This window comes from Citricoccus nitrophenolicus (genome assembly GCF_047305825.1).
GTDB classification, from domain to species: Bacteria; Actinomycetota; Actinomycetes; order Actinomycetales; family Micrococcaceae; genus Citricoccus; species Citricoccus nitrophenolicus.
In genome coordinates this window covers 166,255-184,993 of the sequence record NZ_CP063070.1, presented here as the reverse complement: position 1 = coordinate 184,993, position 18,739 = coordinate 166,255, and the positions used below count along the sequence as shown (strand labels likewise).

General features: G+C 69.4%; 16 protein-coding genes. 1 reads left to right on the top strand and 15 read right to left on the bottom strand.

What is annotated here, in order from left to right; all coding sequences use genetic code 11:
- Nucleotide 1: 1 nt before the first annotated feature.
- The 11 genes from pyk to hisI form a co-directional block, all read right to left on the bottom strand.
- On the bottom strand, nt 2–1,495 hold the full coding sequence (gene pyk, locus IMT31_RS00910; RefSeq protein ID WP_345361561.1) for a pyruvate kinase: 1,494 nt from the start codon (nt 1,493–1,495) through the stop codon (nt 2–4).
- A gap of 19 nt (nt 1,496–1,514) precedes the next feature.
- Nucleotides 1,515–3,020 carry a glutamate synthase subunit beta gene (locus tag IMT31_RS00905; RefSeq protein ID WP_413543459.1) on the bottom strand — a complete coding sequence of 502 codons (1,506 nt, stop codon included), beginning with the start codon at nt 3,018–3,020 and terminating at the stop codon, nt 1,515–1,517.
- A complete protein-coding gene (gene gltB / locus IMT31_RS00900) occupies nt 3,013–7,767 on the bottom strand; it encodes a glutamate synthase large subunit (protein ID WP_413543458.1) in 4,755 nt (1,584 codons plus the stop codon). The genes IMT31_RS00905 and gltB overlap by 8 nt, the downstream gene beginning before the upstream one ends.
- A gap of 126 nt (nt 7,768–7,893) precedes the next feature.
- Nucleotides 7,894–8,955, bottom strand: coding sequence for a prolipoprotein diacylglyceryl transferase (gene lgt / locus IMT31_RS00895; protein ID WP_413543457.1), 1,062 nt, complete (start codon nt 8,953–8,955; stop codon nt 7,894–7,896).
- The gene (gene trpA, locus IMT31_RS00890) at nt 8,952–9,770 is read right to left on the bottom strand and encodes a tryptophan synthase subunit alpha (protein WP_345361573.1); all 819 of its coding nucleotides are present in this window, start codon (nt 9,768–9,770) and stop codon (nt 8,952–8,954) included. The genes lgt and trpA overlap by 4 nt, the downstream gene beginning before the upstream one ends.
- Nucleotides 9,770–11,080 carry a tryptophan synthase subunit beta gene (gene trpB / locus IMT31_RS00885; RefSeq protein WP_413543456.1) on the bottom strand — a complete coding sequence of 437 codons (1,311 nt, stop codon included), beginning with the start codon at nt 11,078–11,080 and terminating at the stop codon, nt 9,770–9,772. Before trpB ends, trpA begins: the two co-directional genes overlap by 1 nt.
- Before the next feature lie 116 nt (nt 11,081–11,196).
- A complete protein-coding gene (gene trpC / locus IMT31_RS00880; RefSeq protein WP_413543455.1) occupies nt 11,197–12,018 on the bottom strand; it encodes an indole-3-glycerol phosphate synthase TrpC in 822 nt (273 codons plus the stop codon).
- A complete protein-coding gene (locus tag IMT31_RS00875; protein ID WP_345361582.1) occupies nt 12,018–12,290 on the bottom strand; it encodes an HGxxPAAW family protein in 273 nt (90 codons plus the stop codon). The genes trpC and IMT31_RS00875 overlap by 1 nt, the downstream gene beginning before the upstream one ends.
- 137 nt (nt 12,291–12,427) lie before the next feature.
- The gene (locus IMT31_RS00870) at nt 12,428–13,072 is read right to left on the bottom strand and encodes a Trp biosynthesis-associated membrane protein (RefSeq protein ID WP_413543454.1); all 645 of its coding nucleotides are present in this window, start codon (nt 13,070–13,072) and stop codon (nt 12,428–12,430) included.
- The gene (locus IMT31_RS00865; protein ID WP_413543453.1) at nt 13,069–14,694 is read right to left on the bottom strand and encodes a chorismate-binding protein; all 1,626 of its coding nucleotides are present in this window, start codon (nt 14,692–14,694) and stop codon (nt 13,069–13,071) included. Before IMT31_RS00865 ends, IMT31_RS00870 begins: the two co-directional genes overlap by 4 nt.
- On the bottom strand, nt 14,687–15,097 hold the full coding sequence (gene hisI, locus IMT31_RS00860) for a phosphoribosyl-AMP cyclohydrolase (RefSeq protein WP_413543452.1): 411 nt from the start codon (nt 15,095–15,097) through the stop codon (nt 14,687–14,689). The genes IMT31_RS00865 and hisI overlap by 8 nt, the downstream gene beginning before the upstream one ends.
- 39 nt (nt 15,098–15,136) lie before the next feature.
- On the opposite strand from hisI, the gene IMT31_RS00855 reads away from it, so the two are divergent.
- Nucleotides 15,137–15,844 carry a maleylpyruvate isomerase family mycothiol-dependent enzyme gene (locus IMT31_RS00855; protein ID WP_345361594.1) on the top strand — a complete coding sequence of 236 codons (708 nt, stop codon included), beginning with the start codon at nt 15,137–15,139 and terminating at the stop codon, nt 15,842–15,844.
- A 4-nt stretch (nt 15,845–15,848) separates the two neighbouring features.
- On the opposite strand, the gene IMT31_RS00850 is transcribed toward IMT31_RS00855, so the two are convergent.
- The 4 genes from IMT31_RS00850 to IMT31_RS00835 form a co-directional block, all read right to left on the bottom strand.
- Entirely contained in the window at nt 15,849–16,619 is a 771-nt protein-coding gene (locus IMT31_RS00850; RefSeq protein ID WP_413543451.1) for a GNAT family N-acetyltransferase, read from the bottom strand.
- A gap of 88 nt (nt 16,620–16,707) precedes the next feature.
- Nucleotides 16,708–17,478, bottom strand: coding sequence for an imidazole glycerol phosphate synthase subunit HisF (hisF, locus tag IMT31_RS00845; protein WP_345361600.1), 771 nt, complete (start codon nt 17,476–17,478; stop codon nt 16,708–16,710).
- A gap of 14 nt (nt 17,479–17,492) precedes the next feature.
- On the bottom strand, nt 17,493–18,344 hold the full coding sequence (gene hisG, locus IMT31_RS00840) for an ATP phosphoribosyltransferase (RefSeq protein WP_345361603.1): 852 nt from the start codon (nt 18,342–18,344) through the stop codon (nt 17,493–17,495).
- Nucleotides 18,345–18,442: 98 nt separating this feature from the next.
- Nucleotides 18,443–18,706: a phosphoribosyl-ATP diphosphatase gene (locus IMT31_RS00835; RefSeq protein WP_345361606.1), complete on the bottom strand. Its 264-nt coding sequence runs from the start codon at nt 18,704–18,706 to the stop codon at nt 18,443–18,445.
- Nucleotides 18,707–18,739 lie beyond the last annotated feature (33 nt).

Here is an 18,739-nt window from a genome sequence, read left to right as displayed (position 1 = left end):
CTCACAGCGGGGACCTCGCCGGCCACATCCCGACCTGTTCGCGCTCGGGCCTGGCGTAGTCCTCCAACAGCCCGCCGGAGTCGTCGAGATCGCCGATACGGTGCACCTTGACGATGTTCGTGGACCCGGTCTTCCCGGGAGGGGATCCTGCCGCGATGACCACCAGGTCGTTGACCCCGGCGATCCGCTCCTGGAGCAGTGACCGGTCCACCTGGGCCGTCATCTCGTCTGTGGAGGAGGCGAACGGGACCATCTTCGGCAGCACGCCCCAGGACATGCACAGGATGTTGTGCGTGTGCTCCACGTGGGTGAAGGCGTAGATCATCTGCTGCGGACGCAGCCGGGACAGCCGACGGGCGGAGTCACCGGACTGCGTGAACGTGGCCAGGTGCGGCACGTCCAGTTGGTTGGCGATCTCCACGGCAGCGCGGGTGATGGCCCCGCCGCGGGTCTTCGGGCGGGAACCCAGGGGGCGGATGCGGTCCAGGCCATGGACCTCGGTCGACTCGATGATCCGGGCCATCGTCTCCACCGTCCGCACAGGGTATCTGCCCACCGAGGTCTCCCCCGAGAGCATCACCGCGTCGGCGCCGTCCAGCACGGCGTTCGCGCAGTCCGAGGCCTCTGCACGGGTCGGCCGGGGGCTGTCGATCATGGACTCGAGCACCTGGGTGGCCACGATCACCGGCTTGGCCCAACGGCGTGCCAGCTCGATCGCCTTCTTCTGCACCAGGGGGACGTCCTCCAGGGGCAGCTCCACGCCCAGATCCCCGCGGGCCACCATGATCGCGTCGAAGGCATCCACGATCCCGTGCAGGGCGTCCACCGCCTGGGGCTTCTCGATCTTCGCGATCACCGGGACGCGCCGGCCGGACTCGTCCATGATCTCGTGTACGCGGGAGACGTCCTCGGCCGAGCGCACGAAGGACAGGGCGATCATGTCCACACCGAGGCCCAGGGCCCAGCGCAGGTCCTCCTCGTCCTTCTCGGAGAGCGCCGGGACGTTCACGGCCACGCCGGGGAGGTTGATGCCCTTGTTGTTGGACACCGTCCCGGGCACCTCCACCTCGGTCACCACCTCCGTCTCGGAGACCTCCACCGCGCGCAGGGCGACCTTGCCGTCGTCGATCAGCAGGGCGTCCCCCGGCCGCACGTCCTGGGGAAGCCCCTTGAACGTGGTGCCACAGACCTCGGAGCTGCCCTCGATCTCCCGCGTGGTGATGGTGAACCGGTCCCCCACGGCCAGGTCATGTGGGCCGTCCGCGAACCGGCCCAACCGGATCTTGGGGCCCTGCAGGTCGGCGAAGATCGCCACCGGGCGCTCCAGGTCCTTCGCGGCCCTCCGGATGTCCGCGTAGGTCCGCTCGTGCACCTCCCAGCTGCCGTGGCTCATGTTCATGCGCGCCACGTCGACTCCCGCGGCGATCAGTTCCCTGGTGTTCTCGTATCCCTCATTGGCCGGTCCGAAGGTGGCGACGATCTTCGCGTGTCTCATGGCTCCAGCCTAGTCAGGATCAGACCGAGAGCGCGCGGTCCGTCGGCTCCACCGGTGACGGCAGCCGCGTCCAGGTCTCCAGCGACTCGTCCACGGCCTTGGCGCAGGCCCGACCCTCGGCGATCGCCCACACCACCAGGGAGGCGCCGCGCCCGGCATCGCCGGCCACGAACACCCCGGGGGTGTCAGTCTCGTAGCGGTGGTCCCGCTTGACCAGACCCCGCTCGAGCACGACGCCGGCCGTCTCCTCGACTGCCTGGCCGGCCTCGGCGGTCAGGCCAGCATCCTCCACCCCGGTGAACCCCAGGGCGAGCAGCACCAGGTCCGCGGGGATCTCCCGCTCTGTACCCGGCTTGGGCACCCGTCGGCCATCCGGCAGGTACTCCGTCTCCGCCACGCGCAGGGCTCGCACTCGCTCGATGCCGTCCTCGCCCGTCTCCCCCAGGAACTCCACGGTGGAGGCGAGGTACTCGCGGGTGCCCCCCTCGGCATCGGCGGAACTGACCTCGTAGATCCTCGGCGTGGTGGGCCAGGGCTGGTCCGCCGGACGCTCGGTGGGCAGCTCGCGGCCGATCGCCAGGGTGGTGACCGAGGCGGCCCCGTGGCGGTGGGCGGTACCGATGCAGTCCGCGCCGGTGTCCCCGCCGCCGAGGACCACCACGTGCTTGCCGTCGGCGCGGATCTGCGCGGCGGCCTCCTCTGCCGTCAGCTCACCGTTGATCTCCCGGTTCGACTGCACCAGGTAGTCCATGGCGAAGTGCACGCCGTCCAACTGGCGGCCGGGCACGGGCAGGTCGCGAGGGACGGGCGCGCCGGTGGCGATGATGACCGCGTCATAGCGGTTCCGCAGCTCAGCCCAGGAGAGATCCGTGCCGATGGCCACGCCGGTGCGGAAGCGGGTCCCCTCAGCCTCCATCTGCTCCAGGCGCCGGTCCAGGATGTCCTTCTCCATCTTGAAGTCCGGGATGCCATAGCGCAGCAGCCCCCCGATCCGGGCGTCCCGCTCGTAGACGGCCACCGTGAATCCGGCCCGGGTGAGCTGCTGGGCGGCGGCCAGCCCCGTGGGGCCAGAGCCGACGACGGCCACGGTGTGGCCATTGAGCCGCTGCGGGATGACGGGGTCGAGCCAGTCGTTCTCGAAGGCGGCCTCGGCGATGGACACCTCGGTCTGCTTGATGGTCACGGCCGGCTGGTTGATGCCCAGGACGCAGGAGGACTCACACGGCGCCGGGCAGATGCGACCCGTCACCTCAGGGAAGTTGTTGGTGGCGTGCAGCCTGGCGGCGGCCTCCTCCCACCGGCCCCGGCGGACCAGGTCGTTCCACTCGGGGATGAGGTTGCCCAGCGGGCAGCCCTGATGGCAGAACGGCACGCCACAGTCCATGCAGCGCCCGGCCTGGGTGCGGATGACGGCCTCGTCCTGGCGGACGTAGACGTCCTTGAAGTCGAGGATGCGCACGGGCACCGGGCGGGACGGGCGGTCCTGCCGCTCACGGGTGTTCAGGAATCCACGGGGATCAGCCACGGGTAACCTCCACAATCCGACCCCATGCGGCATCGCCGTCCGGGTCTAGTCCTTCATCGATGACGGCCGCACGGGTCTTCAGCACGGCGTCGTAGGTGGTGGGCAGCACGGTGGTGAAGCGAGACATCACCGTGTCCCGGCCAGAGGCCAGGTCAGCGTCCAGGTCCCTCAACAGGTGGGCGGCCACTGGTGATCCGGTCTCCGTCAGATGCCGCTGCAACAGCTCGCGAATCGCCTCACGGTCCTCCGGGCGAGGCTCCAGCAGCATCAGATCGTGCTGGGCCACGGCCAGGGGGTTGAGCGTGGAGACGTCCAGATCCAGGACCCAGGCGGTCCCCCCGGACATGCCAGCCCCGAAGTTCCGTCCGGTGCGGCCCAGGATCAGCGCCCGCCCGCCGGTCATGTACTCGCAGCCGTGGTCCCCGATGCCCTCCACCACGGCGGTCGCGCCGGAGTTTCGGACCAGGAAGCGCTCGCCCACGCGGCCCCGCAGGAGGATCTCGCCCGAGGTGGCCCCATAGCCGATCACGTTGCCGGCCACCACGTTGTCCTCGGCCGCGAAGCCCGCCGACGGGTCGGGGCGCACCACGATCCGTCCACCGGACAGCCCCTTGCCCACGTAGTCGTTCGCGTCCCCGTCCAGGCGCAGGGTGATGCCCGCGGGCAGGAACGCCCCGAGGGACTGACCGGCCTCCCCCGACAGCCGCACCGTGATGGTGTCCGCATCCAGCTCGTCCAGCAGGCGGGCCTTGGTGACGTGGTAGCCCAGCATCGTGCCGGCCGCGCGGTCCGTGTTGACGATCCGCCGGTTGAGATCCACCACCGTGCCCTTGGCGATGGCCGGCTCGGCCGCGGTGATGAGGTCGTTGTCGAAGTGCAGGTCCAGCTCGTGGTTCTGCCCGTGGGTGTTGGAGAGCTGGCGGGCCGTGTCCGGGTCCGTCGGGTCGTAGCCCGCCAGGATCCCGCTGAGATCGAGGTCCCGCGTCTTCCAGTGGTCCATCGCGGCGTCCCGCTCCAGCACCTCGAGGTGTCCGATGGCCTCGTCGAGGCTGCGGAAGCCCAGCTCGGCCAGGTACTCACGCACCTCCTCGGCGATGAACTCAAAGAAGTTCACCACGAACTCGGGCTTGCCGGTGAAGCGGGAGCGCAGCTCCGGGTTCTGGGTCGCCACGCCCACGGGGCACGTGTCCAGGTGGCAGACGCGCATCATGATGCACCCGGAGACCACCAGCGGTGCGGTGGCGAACCCGAACTCCTCGGCGCCGAGCAGAGCGGCGATCACCACGTCCCGGCCCGTCTTGAGCTGGCCGTCCACCTGCACCACCACGCGGTCCCGCAGGCCGTTGAGCATCAGGGTCTGCTGCGCCTCGGCCAGTCCCAGCTCCCACGGGGACCCCGCGTGCTTGAGCGAGTTCAACGGGGAGGCACCGGTGCCGCCGTCATGCCCCGAGATCAGCACGACGTCGGCCTTCGCCTTGGTCACGCCCGCCGCCACGGTGCCCACCCCCGATTCCGAGACGAGCTTGACGTGTACGCGCGCTGCCGGGTTGGAGCGCTTGAGGTCGTGGATCAGCTCCGCGAGGTCCTCGATCGAGTAGATGTCGTGGTGCGGCGGCGGGGACACGAGGGACACGCCGGGGGTGGAGTGCCGGGTGGAGGCCACCCACGGGTACACCTTGGTGCCCATCAACTGCCCACCCTCGCCGGGCTTGGCCCCCTGGGCCATCTTGATCTGCAGGTCATCCGCCGTGGCCAGGTACAGGCTCGTCACGCCGAAGCGGCCCGAGGCGATCTGCTTGACCGCCGAACGCCGCTCGGGGTCCAGCAGGCGTTCGGGGTCCTCGCCACCCTCACCGGTGTTGGACTTGCCGCCCAGCCTGTTCATCGCGATCGCCAGCGTCTCGTGCGCCTCCTGGGAGATCGAGCCGTAGCTCATGGCCCCGGTGGAGAAGCGCTTCACGATCGCGGACACCGGTTCCACCTCGTCCAGGGGAACGGGCTGGCGGACGCCGGTCTTGAGGGTCAGCAGCCCGCGCAGTGTCATCAGGTCCCTGGACTGTTCGTCCACCAGACGCGTGTAGTCCTTGAAGATCCCGTACTGGCGGGTGCGGGTGGCGTGCTGGAGGCGGAAGACCGTCTCGGGGTTGAACAGGTGGGGTGGCCCATCCCGACGCCACTGGTACTCCCCGCCGGTCTCCAGCTCCCGGTAGGGATCGATGTCATTGCCGTCAGGCGGGTACGCCGCCCAGTGCCGCTGCTCGTTCTCGGCGGCGATGACCTCCAGGCCGACCCCGCCCAGGGGGGTGCGAGTGCCGGAGAAGTACCGGTCCACCAGAGTGCGTGAGAGGCCGATGGCCTCGAAGGTCTGCGCACCGCAGTACGAGGCCACGGTGGAGATGCCCATCTTGGACATGATCTTCTGCACGCCCTTGCCGAGCGCCTTGATGAGGTTGGCCACGGCCTCGGCACGCGTGATCGACGTGATGGCACCGGTGCGCACGAGGTCCTCGGCGGACTCCATGGCCAGGTAGGGGTTCACGGCGGAGGCACCGTAGCCGATCAGCACGGCCACGTGGTGGACCTCGCGCACGTCCCCGGCCTCCACGAGCAGCGAGGCGCGCGTCCGGTTGGCCGAGGAGAGCAGGTGGTGGTGCACGGCCGAGAGCAGCAGCAGGGACGGGATCGGGGCCCACTGCGCGTTCGAATCACGGTCGGAGAGCACGATGAACTGCACGCCTCGGTTCACCGCGGCCGAGACCTGCTCACAGATCTCGGTGAGCCGGTCCCGCAGGCCGGCCGCGCCGCCGTCCACCCGGTACAGGCCGCGGACCTTGAGCGTGGCCTTGGCACCGGTGGCCGAGGCGGCCCCGGTTCCGGCGCCGGATTCAGCCCCGGACTCGGGCGCCACCCGCAGGTTGACGATCTTGGCCAGCTGGTCATTGTCGATGACCGGGAACTCGAGGCTCACATGCCGGGAGTGCACCCGTTCGCCGGAGAGCAGGTTGCCGTCCGGGCCGATCGAGGTGCGCATGGAGGTGACGATCTCCTCGCGGATGGAGTCCAGCGGCGGGTTCGTGACCTGCGCGAAGGACTGCGTGAAGTAGTCGAAGAGCAGCCGCGGGCGCTTCGACAGCACCGCGATCGGCGTGTCGGTGCCCATCGCCCCCAGGGGCTCCGCCCCCTTCTCCGCCATGGGGCCGATCAACAGGCGCAGTTCCTCGGTGGTGTACCCGAAGGTGCGCTGGCGATGCGCCACGGAGGTGGACGAGTAGTCGACGTGCTCGCGTTCGGGCAGGTCGGCGAGGCTGATCAGGTTCTCCTGGACCCATTCGCGCCACGGATTCGCGTTCGCGACCTCCGCCTTGATCTCGTTGTCCTCGATGATCCGGCCCTCCGCGGTGTCCACGAGGAACATCCGCCCCGGAGCCACACGGCCCTTGCGGACGATCCTGGAGGGGGCCAGCGGCAGGACGCCGACCTCCGAGGCCAGCACCACCAGTCCGTCATCCGTGACCCAGTAGCGGGCCGGGCGCAGGCCGTTGCGGTCCAACACGGCGCCGACCTGGCGGCCATCGGTGAACGCCACGGCGGCAGGCCCGTCCCACGGCTCCATCAGCATGGAGTGGTACTCGTAGAACGCGCGGCGGTCCGGATCCATGGATTCGTGGTTCTCCCACGCCTCCGGGATCATCATCATGACCACGTGGCTCAGGGGCCGGCCGCCCAGCAGCAGCAACTCGGCGACCTCATCCAGGTTCGCCGAGTCCGAGGCCCCGGGGGTGCAGATCGGATAGAGCTTCTCCGGCTCCTCCCCGAGCACGGAAGAGGCCAGCATGGACTGCCGGGCACGCATCCAGTTCCGGTTGCCCTTGACCGTGTTGATCTCCCCGTTGTGGGCGATCGTCCGGAAGGGCTGGGCGAGCGGCCAGGACGGGAACGTGTTGGTGGAGAACCGCGAGTGCACCACGGCCAGAGAGGTGGCGAAACGCTCGTCCGAGAGGTCCGGATAGAACGGCTCCAACTGAGCGGTGGAGAGCATGCCCTTGTACACGATGGTCTGGGCGGACAGGGAGGGGAAGTAGACGCCGAACTTGTTCTGGCTGCGCTTGCGGACCCGGAACGCGCGGGCGTCGAGGGTGTCCCCCGCGGACTCCGAGGCGGCCGCCGGGTCCACGGACAGGAACAACTGGGCGAAGTGCGGCATCACCGCACGGGCCGAGGTCCCCAGGACGTCGGTCTGGACGGGCACATCACGCCAGCCCAGCACCACCAGGCCCTCCTCGGCCGCACGCTCCTCGATGCCGGCCACCGTCTCGGCGCGCTCGGCCCCGTCCTGCGGGAGGAAGGCCGTCCCGACCGCGTACCGGCCGGCGTCGGGCAATTCGAAGTCCAGCACCGCGCGGAAGAAGGCATCCGGTACCTGCAGGAGCAGCCCGGCGCCGTCTCCGGTGCCGTCATCCCCGCCCACGCCGCCGCGGTGCTCGAGGTTGCGCAGGGCGACGAGGGCGTGCTCCACGATGTCATGGCCGGGCACACCGCGCAGGGTGCCGATCACCGCCAGGCCACAGTTGTCCCGCTCGGCGTCCGGGCGGTAGAGACCCTGCTCGGCGGGGATACCCGAGTACCGGTTGAAGGGGTTCTTCGGGTCCCTGGCCAGCTCGTCCTGGGCGGAGTCGTCCGGCAGCTGGTGGTCCAGCTGCCCCTGGTCCGCGGGGCGGGACTGCTCGTCGTCAAAGCGCAATGTCATAAGAATCCTTCCGGTGCGCAGTGGGATCTGCTGCTCTGGAAGGGGACATCATCGGCCCCGGTGACCTGGGCGCGTGGGCGCTTCAGGTCAATGCAGTGGAGTTGATTCTACTGGGGGGCGGGGCCCTCACTCAGGGTTTTCGACCCGATCGCCCGATTTTTTTGTTTCGAAGGCGTTAACTTTTTCATCGTCCCCGGTCAGAGCCGAATTGACGGTGCTCTCCGCATCGCCCTCATCAGCCGAGCCTGCGTCACCTGAGACGTCCGCTGCCGAGCCGGGCTCCCGGCCCGGACGCCAGACGGAATCGGCTGCGGCCCTGGCCTCCGCCGCCCTCGGGCGGGTGACCGTGAGGTAGATGAGGAACCCGATGGCAATGAGGAACATCAACAGCGAGGTCCACACATTGAGGCGTTGGGTGACGCCGAAGAGGGTGATCATCTCCGCGTCGTCGATCCGCAGCATCTCGATCCAGGTGCGGCCTGCCGTGTACCAGGCCACGTAGGACCACAGCATCATGCCGCGGCGCAGGCGAAGCCGACGGTCCAGGATCAACAACAGGGCCACGCCCGCCAGGTTCCAGACCATCTCATACAGGAACGTGGGGTGGAACAACGTGCCCTCCAGCGCCCCGGCCGGGAAGTTCGGGTGGTCGGCTGAGACCTGCAGCCCCCAGGGCAGGGTGGTGGGCCCGCCGAAGAGCTCCTGGTTGAAGTAGTTGCCCAGGCGGCCGATGGCCTGCGCCAGCAGGACGGCCGGAGCCACCACGTCCGCGTAGGCGGACAGCTTGAAGCCATAGCGCCGGCACGCGATCCACGCACCGACGGCGCCCAGGGCCACGGCGCCCCAGATCCCGAGGCCGCCCTCCCAGACGCGCCAGATCTTGGTCAGGTCACCCGTACCGTCGAAATTGGGGCCGAAGTAGGCCGTCGGGGAGGAGAACACGTGGTAGAGGCGGGCCCCCACCAGACCGAAGACGATGGCCCAGATGGAGATGTCGATGATGCTGCCCTCGGGGCCACCCCGGGACTTCCAGCGCCGCGCGGACAGCCAGAGCGCCACCACCATGCCGGCCACGATGCACAGGGCATAGGCATGGATGGTGACCGGGCCCAGGTGGAAGCCGTCCCAGCCGGGTGCGGGGATCGCTGCCGTGATCAGTGCCGAGGTGTCCCAGGCCGCCGGGCTCATCGGACGGCACCAGTGGCCAGCTCGGCGGCCAGCTGCCCGACGGCTTCCGGTCCGCCATCACGCAGCGCGGCCACCAGGGCGGTACCCACGATCGCTCCGTCGGCGTAGGAGCCGATCTCGCGGATGTGCTCCGGCCGGGAGATGCCCAGCCCCACGGCGACGCGGGGGGCACCGGCGGCATGGGCACGGGCCACGACCTGCTCGGCGGCCGTGGAGACCTCCGAGCGAGCCCCGGTGACGCCCATGACGGACACGCCGTAGACGAAGCCTCGGGAGGACTCGGTGATGAGCCGCACGCGCTCATCCGTGGAACTCGGCGCGGTCAGGAAGATTCGGTCCAGCCCGTAGCGATCCGAGGCCTCGAACCACTCACCGGCCTCCTCGGGGACCAGGTCCGGGGTGACGATCCCGGCGCCACCGGCCTCGGCCAGGCGGCGGGCGAAGGTCTCCACGCCCATGCGGTCCACGATGTTCCAGTAGGTCATGACCACCACGGCGGCGTCGGTGCGCTGCGTGACGGCCCGGATGATCTCGAACACCCCGTCGATCCGGAAGCCCCCGGCCAGCACCTGGCTTGTGGCGGCCTGGATGACCGGTCCATCCATCACCGGGTCGCTGTAGGGGATGCCGATCTCAATGACGTCGGCGCCGTTGTTGCCCAGCGCCACGGCGGCCTCGATCGAGTCCTCGAGGGTCGGGAAACCGGCGGGCAGGTATCCGATGAAGGCGGTACGGCCGGCCTCCCGGGCGGCCTCCATGGCCTCAGTGGTCAGAGAACGGATCGGGGTGGACTGATCCAGGGTCTGCTCGCTCATCAGTTCTGCGCTCCTTCGGGGCGCGCGGCCACCGCGTCGACGTCTCCGCCCTCCGGGCTCGGGCGGTCCGGCAGCATGCCGAAGTACTTGGCGGCCGAGGCCACGTCCTTGTCCCCGCGCCCGGACAGGCTGACCACGATGATCTTCTCCTCGCCAGCGGCGGTGCCGGGCCCGACGAGCCCTTCATCCGCCCAACGCCTCGCCAGGCGCAGGGCGCCGGCCAGAGCATGGGCCGATTCGATGGCGGGGACGATGCCCTCGGTCCGGCAGAGTCGCTGGAAGGCGCCCATGCACTCGTCGTCGTCCACGGGCTCGTAGGTGGCCCGGCCGGTGTCGTTCAGCCAGGCGTGCTCCGGACCGACCGCCGGGTAGTCCAGGCCGGCCGAGATCGAGTGCGAGTCGATGGTCTGCCCGTCCTCGTTCTGCATGAGGTAGGTCCGGGCACCGTGCAGCACGCCGGTGCGTCCCAGGTTGATGGACGCGGCGTGGCGGCCGGTCTCCATTCCCTCGCCGCCGGCTTCGAGGCCGTAGAGCTCCACGTCGGCATCATCCAGGAAGCCGTGGAAGATCCCGATCGCGTTCGAGCCGCCACCCACGCAGGCGCACACGGCGTCCGGCAGCCGGCCGGCCTGCGCCAGGATCTGCTCGCGAGCCTCCTCTCCGATCACGGAGTGGAAGTAGCGCACCATCGCGGGGAACGGGGACGGCCCGGTGACGGTGCCGAGCAGGTAGTGGGTGTTCTCCACGGAGGCGACCCAGTCCCGCAGGGCCTCATTGATGGCGTCCTTGAGCGTCCGTGCACCGGTCTTGACCGGGACCACCGTGGCGCCGAGCATCTCCATCCGCGCCACGTTCAGGGCCTGGCGATCGGTGTCCACCTCACCCATGTAGATGGTGCACTCCATCCCGAACAGTGCGGCCGCGGTGGCGGTGGCGACGCCGTGCTGGCCGGCACCCGTCTCGGCGATGAGCCGGGTCTTGCCCATGCGCCGGGCGATCAGCGCCTGTCCGATCACGTTGTTGATCTTGTGGGAGCCGGTGTGGTTCAGATCCTCGCGCTTGAGGAAGATCCGCACGCCCGGGGAGTCGGCAGCGAACCGGGGCACCTCGGTGAGCAGGGACGGCCGGTTCACGTACTGGGTGAACAGGTCCTGGAGCTCGGCGGCGAACTCCGGATCCTCCCGGGCCTCGTCGAAGGTCCGCTCCACCTCCTCGAGCGCGGCGATCAGGGATTCGGGCATCCAGCGGCCACCGTAGGGGCCGAAGTACGGCCCCGGCTGGTTCTGATAACTCCCGGTGTGCTCAATCATCGTGCGGTCCAGTCTGTGGTGGTCTGTGGTCTTCTGCTGCGGTCTTCTGCTGTGGCTACTGCTGTGGCTACTGCTGTCGGCTACTGCTGCGGTCGATCAGGACGGCGGGTGGACCGTCAGCCGCGCACCATCCGAGAGGCGGCCCGGAAGTCGCGGATCGCCTGGCTCGGGTCACCGTGCTGCACGAGGGCCTCGCCCACCAGGACGGCGTCGGCGCCGTCCTGGGCGTAGTCGGCCACCTGTTCGGGTCCCTGCACGCCGGACTCGGCCACGCGGACCACGCCCTCCGGCAGGTTCGGGGCTAGGGTGGCGTAGTTCCGGGGATCCACGTCCAGGGTCTTCAGGTTGCGAACGTTGACGCCGACGATCCGGGACCCCACGGCCACCGCGCGTTCGATCTCCTGCACGGTATGGGCCTCGACCAGTGCGTTCATCCCCAACTCGTGCGTCAGTGCGAGGTATTCGGCCAGCTGGGAGTCGTCCAGGGCAGCGACGATGAGCAGGACGAGGTCCGCGCCATGGGCCCGGGCCTCGTGGATCATGTACTCGTCCACCGTGAAGTCCTTGCGGAGCACCGGAACGTCCACCGCGGCGCGCACGGCGTCCAGGTCCTGCAGCGATCCGCCGAAGCGGTGACGTTCGGTCAGAACGGAGATCACCGAGGCGCCCCCGGACTCATACCGCCGGGCCAGGTCTGCCGGGGAGGCGATCTCCGCCAGGGCGCCCTTGGACGGGCTGGACCGTTTGACCTCGGAGATGATGCGGATCCCCCGTTGATCCTGCCGTCCCCCGGCCAGGGCGGAGTGTGCGTCCCGGGCGGGGGCACTCCGAGCGGCCTCGGAGGCCCGCTCGGCCATGACCTGCAACGGCACCTCGCGGCGCCTCGACTCGAGGTCGGCGCGGACCCCGACGATGATCTCGTCGAGAACGGTGCTCATCAGTGCCGAGAGGGCTTCGCGTGCCCCTGGGTGCCCTTGCCGGCCTTGCCCATGATGAAGCCGGCGATGAGACCGGCTGCGGCGACCACGACGCCGGCGATGATCAGGACGAAGAGGTCCGCGAGCATCCCGACGCCGACCAGCAGGGTCCCGGCGAGGATCAGCAGCACCAGCGTCCACGCGGCCGGTGAGTTGCCGTGGCCCAGGGGCTCGGCATGGGTCGGATCATTGAGCACGAGCTCGTCTTCGGCGGTGTGGTGCGAGGTGGTCATGGACCGTCCCTTTCGTTCCGATGGCATCGGGGCCCGCCGTACTTCCGGGGGCGGGAGTGCGGCGGCTGATCGAGTCTGCCCCTCATTCTGCCACGGAACGGCGGGCCGAGGCCGCAGATCTCGCCTACGCCTCTCGCCTACGTCGGGTCCTGGCCCCGGCTCAGCTCATCCCAGGCATCGATCTCGTCCAGATCGGATCCGTCCCCGTCCTCCGAGGCGGATCCGGTGCCGGCTCCAGTGGCGGTGCCGGCTCCAGTCGCTGTGGCAGTGGCGCCTGCGGCAGTGGCCGGCACCCCGGTGGCCACGGGACTCTCGTGCCGACGGCTCGTGGCCCAGTCCCGGCCCAGGAGGAGGACGGCCAACCCACAGAGCAGCAGGAGGACGCCGCCGACCAGGGTGAGCCAGGGCCACACCGTGACCACGTAACTGCCGGCGTCAGCCGTGGTGCCGCTGGCCTCCGAGACCTGGGCCTGCGCGGCAGTGGCCGGTTCCAGTGCGGCGTGCACGGCGGAGAACCCGGCCATGAGTCCGGCCAGCACCATCAGCACCGCGGAGATCCAGCGGCCGATGCGCCGGGCCATGGACAGTGCGATGCCTCCGGCCATGCCCACCAGCCCCATGGCCGGGACGACGGCGGCCGCCTGGTTCCCGGTGGTCGTCACCGAGGTGGTGGCCAGGCCGGAGAGACCCGCGGACTCGATCCACGTCTGTGCCCCGGTGCCCAGGATGATGGCCCCGGCCGCGAGGGCCCACAGGACCGCTGTGCGGCGCTTCAATCTCATGCCGACTCCACCGTGCTCTCCAGTGAGTTGTCCAAAGTCCTCTCCACGGAACGCAATTGGCCAGCCGCCAGGACGGCCCGCATCGGGGCGCTCGACTTGGTGACGGTCTCGGCCGCCTCGGTCTCCGGAACGGAGTCGGCGACGATCCCAGCACCGGCCTGGACATAGGCGGTCCCGTCCATGAGCGTGGCGGAACGGATGTTGATGGCCATGTCCATGTTCCCGGCCAGGTCGAAGTAGCCGACCACTCCCCCGTAGGGCCCACGCTCCTGGGGCTCCCACTCGTCCAACAGCTGCAGTGCTCGCGGCTTCGGCGCTCCGGACAGGGTCCCCGCGGGGAACGCCGCGGCCAACACGTCCAGGGCCCGTTGCCCCGGCTCCAGCCGGCCCTCCACATGGGAGACCAGGTGCATGATGTGGCTGAAGCGCTCCACCTCCATGAACTGGGTGACGGATACGCTGCCCGGCACGCAGACCTTCGACAGGTCATTCCGGGAGAGGTCCACCAGCATGAGGTGCTCCGCCCGCTCCTTCTCGTCGTTGACGAGCAGTTTCTCGTGAAGGTGATCGTCCTCGACCGTGGCACCCCGTGGCTGCGAGCCGGCGATCGGGTGCGTGATGACGGAGCCGTCGTTGACGGTGACCAGCGCCTCGGGCGAGGAACCGACGATCTGGTACCGGCCGCCGTCGGGCTTGGAGAAGGTGAACAGGTACATGTACGGGCTGGGGTTCATGGCACGCAGCACCCGGTAGATGTCCAGGCCACTCGCGGCGGTCTGGGTCGAGAAGCGACGCGAGACCACGATCTGGAAGACCTCGCCATCCACGATGGCCTGCTGGGCCTTCGCCACAGCGTCCAGGAAGCCCTCGTGGGTCCACGAGTCGTGGACGTGGGCCGACACGTCCACATCGAGCCAGTCCGCAGGAGCCACGGAGACAGGGTCCTGGCCCGATGCAGATCCGGATTCCGGGCCGGATTCCGGGCCGGCCGTCAGGCGCTCGACCATGGAGCGCAGCCGCCGTACGGCGTCCTGCCACGCCTCCCGGGCACCGGAGTCCAGGCCGTTGCGATTGATCGCGTTCGCCACGAGGGTGACCGTGCCGTCCACCGTGTCATGCACGGCCAGGTCCGTGATGAGGTTCATGGCCATCTCTGGCAGCCCGAGATCATCCGGCGGCGGGTTGTGCAGGCTCTCCCAGCGGCGCACCGTGGGCCAGCCGAGGAAGCCGGCCATCCCGGAGACCAGGTTCGGCAGGTCCCGGCCCACTCCGTCCCGCACATCCGTGGCCAACAGGTCCAGGGTTTCGCGCAACACGTCCATCGGGTCGCCCTCAGTGGGCACCCCCGCCGGGGGCTCGCCCTGCCAGTGGGCCTCCGAGCCCTGTGTGGTCAGGGTGGCGGCGCTCCCCGCGCCGATGAACGAGTACCGAGACCAGACACCGCCCTGAGCCGCCGACTCCATCAGGAAGGTACCCGGCTCGTCGGCGGCGAGGCGCCGGTAGATCCCCACAGGCGTGAGGCCGTCCGCCAGGACCGTCAGGGTGACAGGGATGACCCGGTGGGCGCCGGCGAGGGCCTCGAACTCCTCGGCGGACGGGATGATCGTGCCGAGTTCACGCATCCGTGGAGGCCTCCTGGTGGGTGGAATGTGTGGTCACGGGCAGGCTGCGGCCCTCGAAACAGGTCCGGGTACCGGTGTGGCAGGCGGCGCCCACCTGTTCCACCTGGACGAGCAGCGCGTCCCCGTCACAGTCCAGTGACACGGCGATCACCGCCTGGATGTGGCCCGAGGTGTCCCCCTTGCGCCAGTACTCTTGGCGCGAACGCGAGTAGTAGGTGGCGCGGCCATTCGTGAGCGTCCGCCGCAGCGCCTCCTCGTCCATCCACCCGAGCATCAGCACCTCACCGGTGTCATGCTGTTGGGCGATGGCGGCGACCAGGCCATCCGGGGTCTTCTTGAGCCGCTGGGCGATCGCCGGATCGAGTGCAGCGTCGGCAGCGGTCGGTCTCGCAGCGTTGTCCATGGTGATCCATTCTAGGCTCCGTGTAGCGTTGGCCCTGTTATGGGTACCCACGCCGATCAGACCTCCGGTTCCACACCTGGACGGGACTTCACCGCCGCCTCGCGGGACGCGCTCGTCGAGGCCCTGCTGTCTGCCGGCCCAGGCCGGCCCACGCTCTGTGCAGGATGGAACACCGAGCACCTGGCGGCACACATCGTGCTCCGCGAGAACTCCCCCCTGGTGGCCGGACTGCTGTTCCGCCCCCTGGCCCGCTCCCTCCACCGCAGGACCATGGACCTGGGCGACTCGGCGGCCACGCCCGAGGCCTATCAGGGGCTCATGGAACGGGTGGCCGCCGGCCCCCAACCACCGGCACGGCTCCGCCGCCATGCCCAGGCTGCGCGGATCTCCGACGAGATCTCCGGCCGTATCAAGGGCACCGGGGCCGCGCGCAAGGCCGCCCAGGCCACGAATCTCCTGGAGTTCTTCGTCCACACCGAAGACGTCCGGCGAGCCCAGGACCGTTGGGCACCGCGGCACCTCGCGGATGACTACGCCAATGCCCTGTTCGCCGAGTTCACGCGGCGCGCCCGCCTGATGTACCGCTCGGAGCCGACGGGGATCACCCTGGCGCGCAGCACCGGCCAGCGCGTGGTGGCCCGCCCTGCACGTCAGGGCGGGGCCTCCAGAACCATCGCGGGGCCGGCCGGAGAACTCGTGATGCACGGCTTCGGCCGGCGGGACCACGCCCTCGTCCTCGTCGACTAGCGGGCTAGTCCAGATGGGTGAGGTACCGGTACTGGGCCACGGTGCTGAATCCGGCCGCCCGGTACACCCCCAGCGCTCGGGCGGAGCGCTCCTCGACCTGAAGCCAGCAACCGGACACGTCCAGTCGCACCAGGTGATTGAAGATGGCGTCCAGGAGGGACGCTGAGAGCCCCTGGCCGCGAAGGTCATCCCGGACCCACAGGGCGTAGATCCCGGCGTAGGTCCGGCCCGATCCCTCCGGCGTGACCAGGGACAGCTTGGCCCCACCCCCGATCTGCCCCTCAGCGTCCAGGCAGCTGTAGAACCGGCTCCGACCACCGCCCAGCAGGCGTCGGCGCACCAGGCGGCTGGCCTGATCCTCCACATCCTCTGCGTCACCTGACCTCAGAGACGCCGAGAGCCAGTTCTCGCTGAGGGTCTCGCTCACCAGGATGCGGCGGTCCCACTCGGTGTCCGCGGGCACATCGGACCGGTCCATCCAGAGGACCTTGGTGGGAGCCACCTCCTGGTACCCCCTGCGGTCGAGGAGGTCGCCCAGGCGCTGCTGGCCCTCGTAGAAGGCGTCCGTCTCGGCATCCGGGATCTCCCCGGCCGCGCGCCCCTCCAACCAGGAACCGGAGGCGGGCTGCCACAACTGGAAGGTCGGGGACAGCCAGCGCTCGGCGCTTCGACGTTCCACCTCGTCGACCGCCGCATCCAGCGCGCCCACATCCGCCGGCATCTCCGTGGAGACCACGGAGTTGGCCCGGCGGGTGATCCCCGAGGAGAAGCGCACGGTCCAGCCACCGACCTCCTGGGACTCGACGGCGGGCCAGCCGAGGACGGTCAGGTGCTGCAGATCGACGGCGGAGATGCCGTGGGCGTCAGCGAACCGGATGGCCGGCCTCCTGGATGGCGGTCTTGACCCGGGAGATCATGTCCACGGGTCCGAAGTGGAAGATCGAGGCGGCCAGTACTGCGTCCGCCCCGGCATCGATGGCCGGCGGGAAGTGTTCCGGGGCGCCGGCGCCCCCCGAGGCGATGAGGGGGACGGCGGTCACTGCGCGCACGGCCCGGATCATCTCCAGGTCGAAGCCCTCGCGCGTACCGTCCGCGTCGATGGAGTTCAGCAGGATCTCGCCCACCCCTCGTTCGGAGGCCTCCCGGCACCACTGCACGGCGTCGATGCCGGTGCCCTGCCGCCCGCCGTGCGTGGTCACCTCGAAGCCGGACAGCACGGACGGGTCCACCGTCCGGCGGGCGTCCAGGGAGAGGGTCAGGACCTGGGAGCCGAAGCGTCGGGTGATCTCGTTGATCACCTCGGGGCGGGCCACGGCCGCGGTGTTGATGGAGGCCTTGTCCGCGCCCGACGTCAGCAGCCGGGCCACATCCTCCTCGGTCCGCACGCCGCCGCCGACGGTCAGGGGGATGAACACCTCCTCGGCGGTCTGCGAGACGACGTCATAGGTGGTGGCGCGGTCTGCGGTGGACGCCGTGACGTCCAGGAAGGTGAGCTCGTCGGCACCGGCCTCGTTGTAGCGCCGGGCCAGCTCCACCGGGTCCCCGGCGTCCCGCAGGTCCTCGAAATTGACTCCCTTGACGACGCGCCCGGCATCGACGTCAAGGCAGGGGATCACCCGGACGGCAACAGTCATGTGTACGGCCCTCCCTAGAGTCGGATGGCGTGGATCGCGGACACCAGGATGGCGCGCGCACCGAGGTCATAGAGCTCGTCCATCACCTTGTTGGTGTCCTCCTGCTTGACCATGGAGCGCACCGCCACCCAGTTCTCGTCCTGCAACGGGGAGATGGTGGGAGATTCCAGTCCTGGGGTGACCGCGGTGGCCGCCTCCAGGTGGGCGCGGCTGACGTCATAGTCGATCATGACGTACCGGCGGGCCACCAGGACACCCTGGAGTCTCCGCAGCAGGACGTCGAGCCCCTCGGGACGGCGTCCGGTCTGGCCGATGATGATGGCCTCCGAGCGCATGATCGGCTCCCCGAAGGTCTCCATGCCGGCAGCCTTGAGCGTGCTGCCGGTCTCCACGACGTCCGCGATCGCGTCCGCCACCCCCAGGTTCACCGAGGACTCCACGGCGCCGTCCAGGTGCACGATCTTCTCCGGCTTCACGGACTGCGTGGCGAGGTAGTCCTCCAGCAGGCCGTCATAACTGGTGGCGATCCGCCGTCCCTCAAGGTCTGCGAGAGAGCCGAAACGTCCCACGGGCGCGGCGAAGCGGAACGTGGACCGCCCGAATCCCAGCGCCATGATCTCCTCGGCGGACCCGCCCACCTGGGCATCCTGGAACAGGTCACGCCCCGTCAGGCCGATGTCCAGGGTGCCCTGACCCACATACACCGCGATGTCCCGGGGACGCAGGTAGAAGAACTCCACATGGTTCTCCGGGTCCATCATGACGAGGGCCTTGGAGTCCCTTCGCTGGAGGTATCCGGCCTCCTGGAGCATGTCTCGAGCGGCCTCGGACAGGGCCCCCTTGTTCGGAACGGCGATGCGCAGCATGGGTGCGGGTTCTCCTGTGGTGCTCGGTGGCGTGTGCTCAGTGGCAGGTGCGCTGTGGCGGAAGATCTGTGGCGGATGCTCGGTGGGCTGACGGCGGTTCAGAGATGCCGGTAGACGTCCTGCAGGGTCAGCCCCTTGGCGATCATCATGACCTGCAGGTGGTACAGCAGCTGCGAGATCTCCTCGGCCGCCTCGTCCTTCGTCTCGTACTCGGCAGCCATCCACACCTCGGCGGCCTCCTCCACGACCTTCTTGCCGATGCCATGGATCCCCGAATCGAGTTCGGCCACGGTCCCGGATCCCGCCGGCCTGGTCTCGGCCTTCCGGCTCAGCTCGTCGAAGAGTTCGTCAAAGGATTTCACCCTCCAAGGGTAGCCACCAGCGCGGGGTGCCTC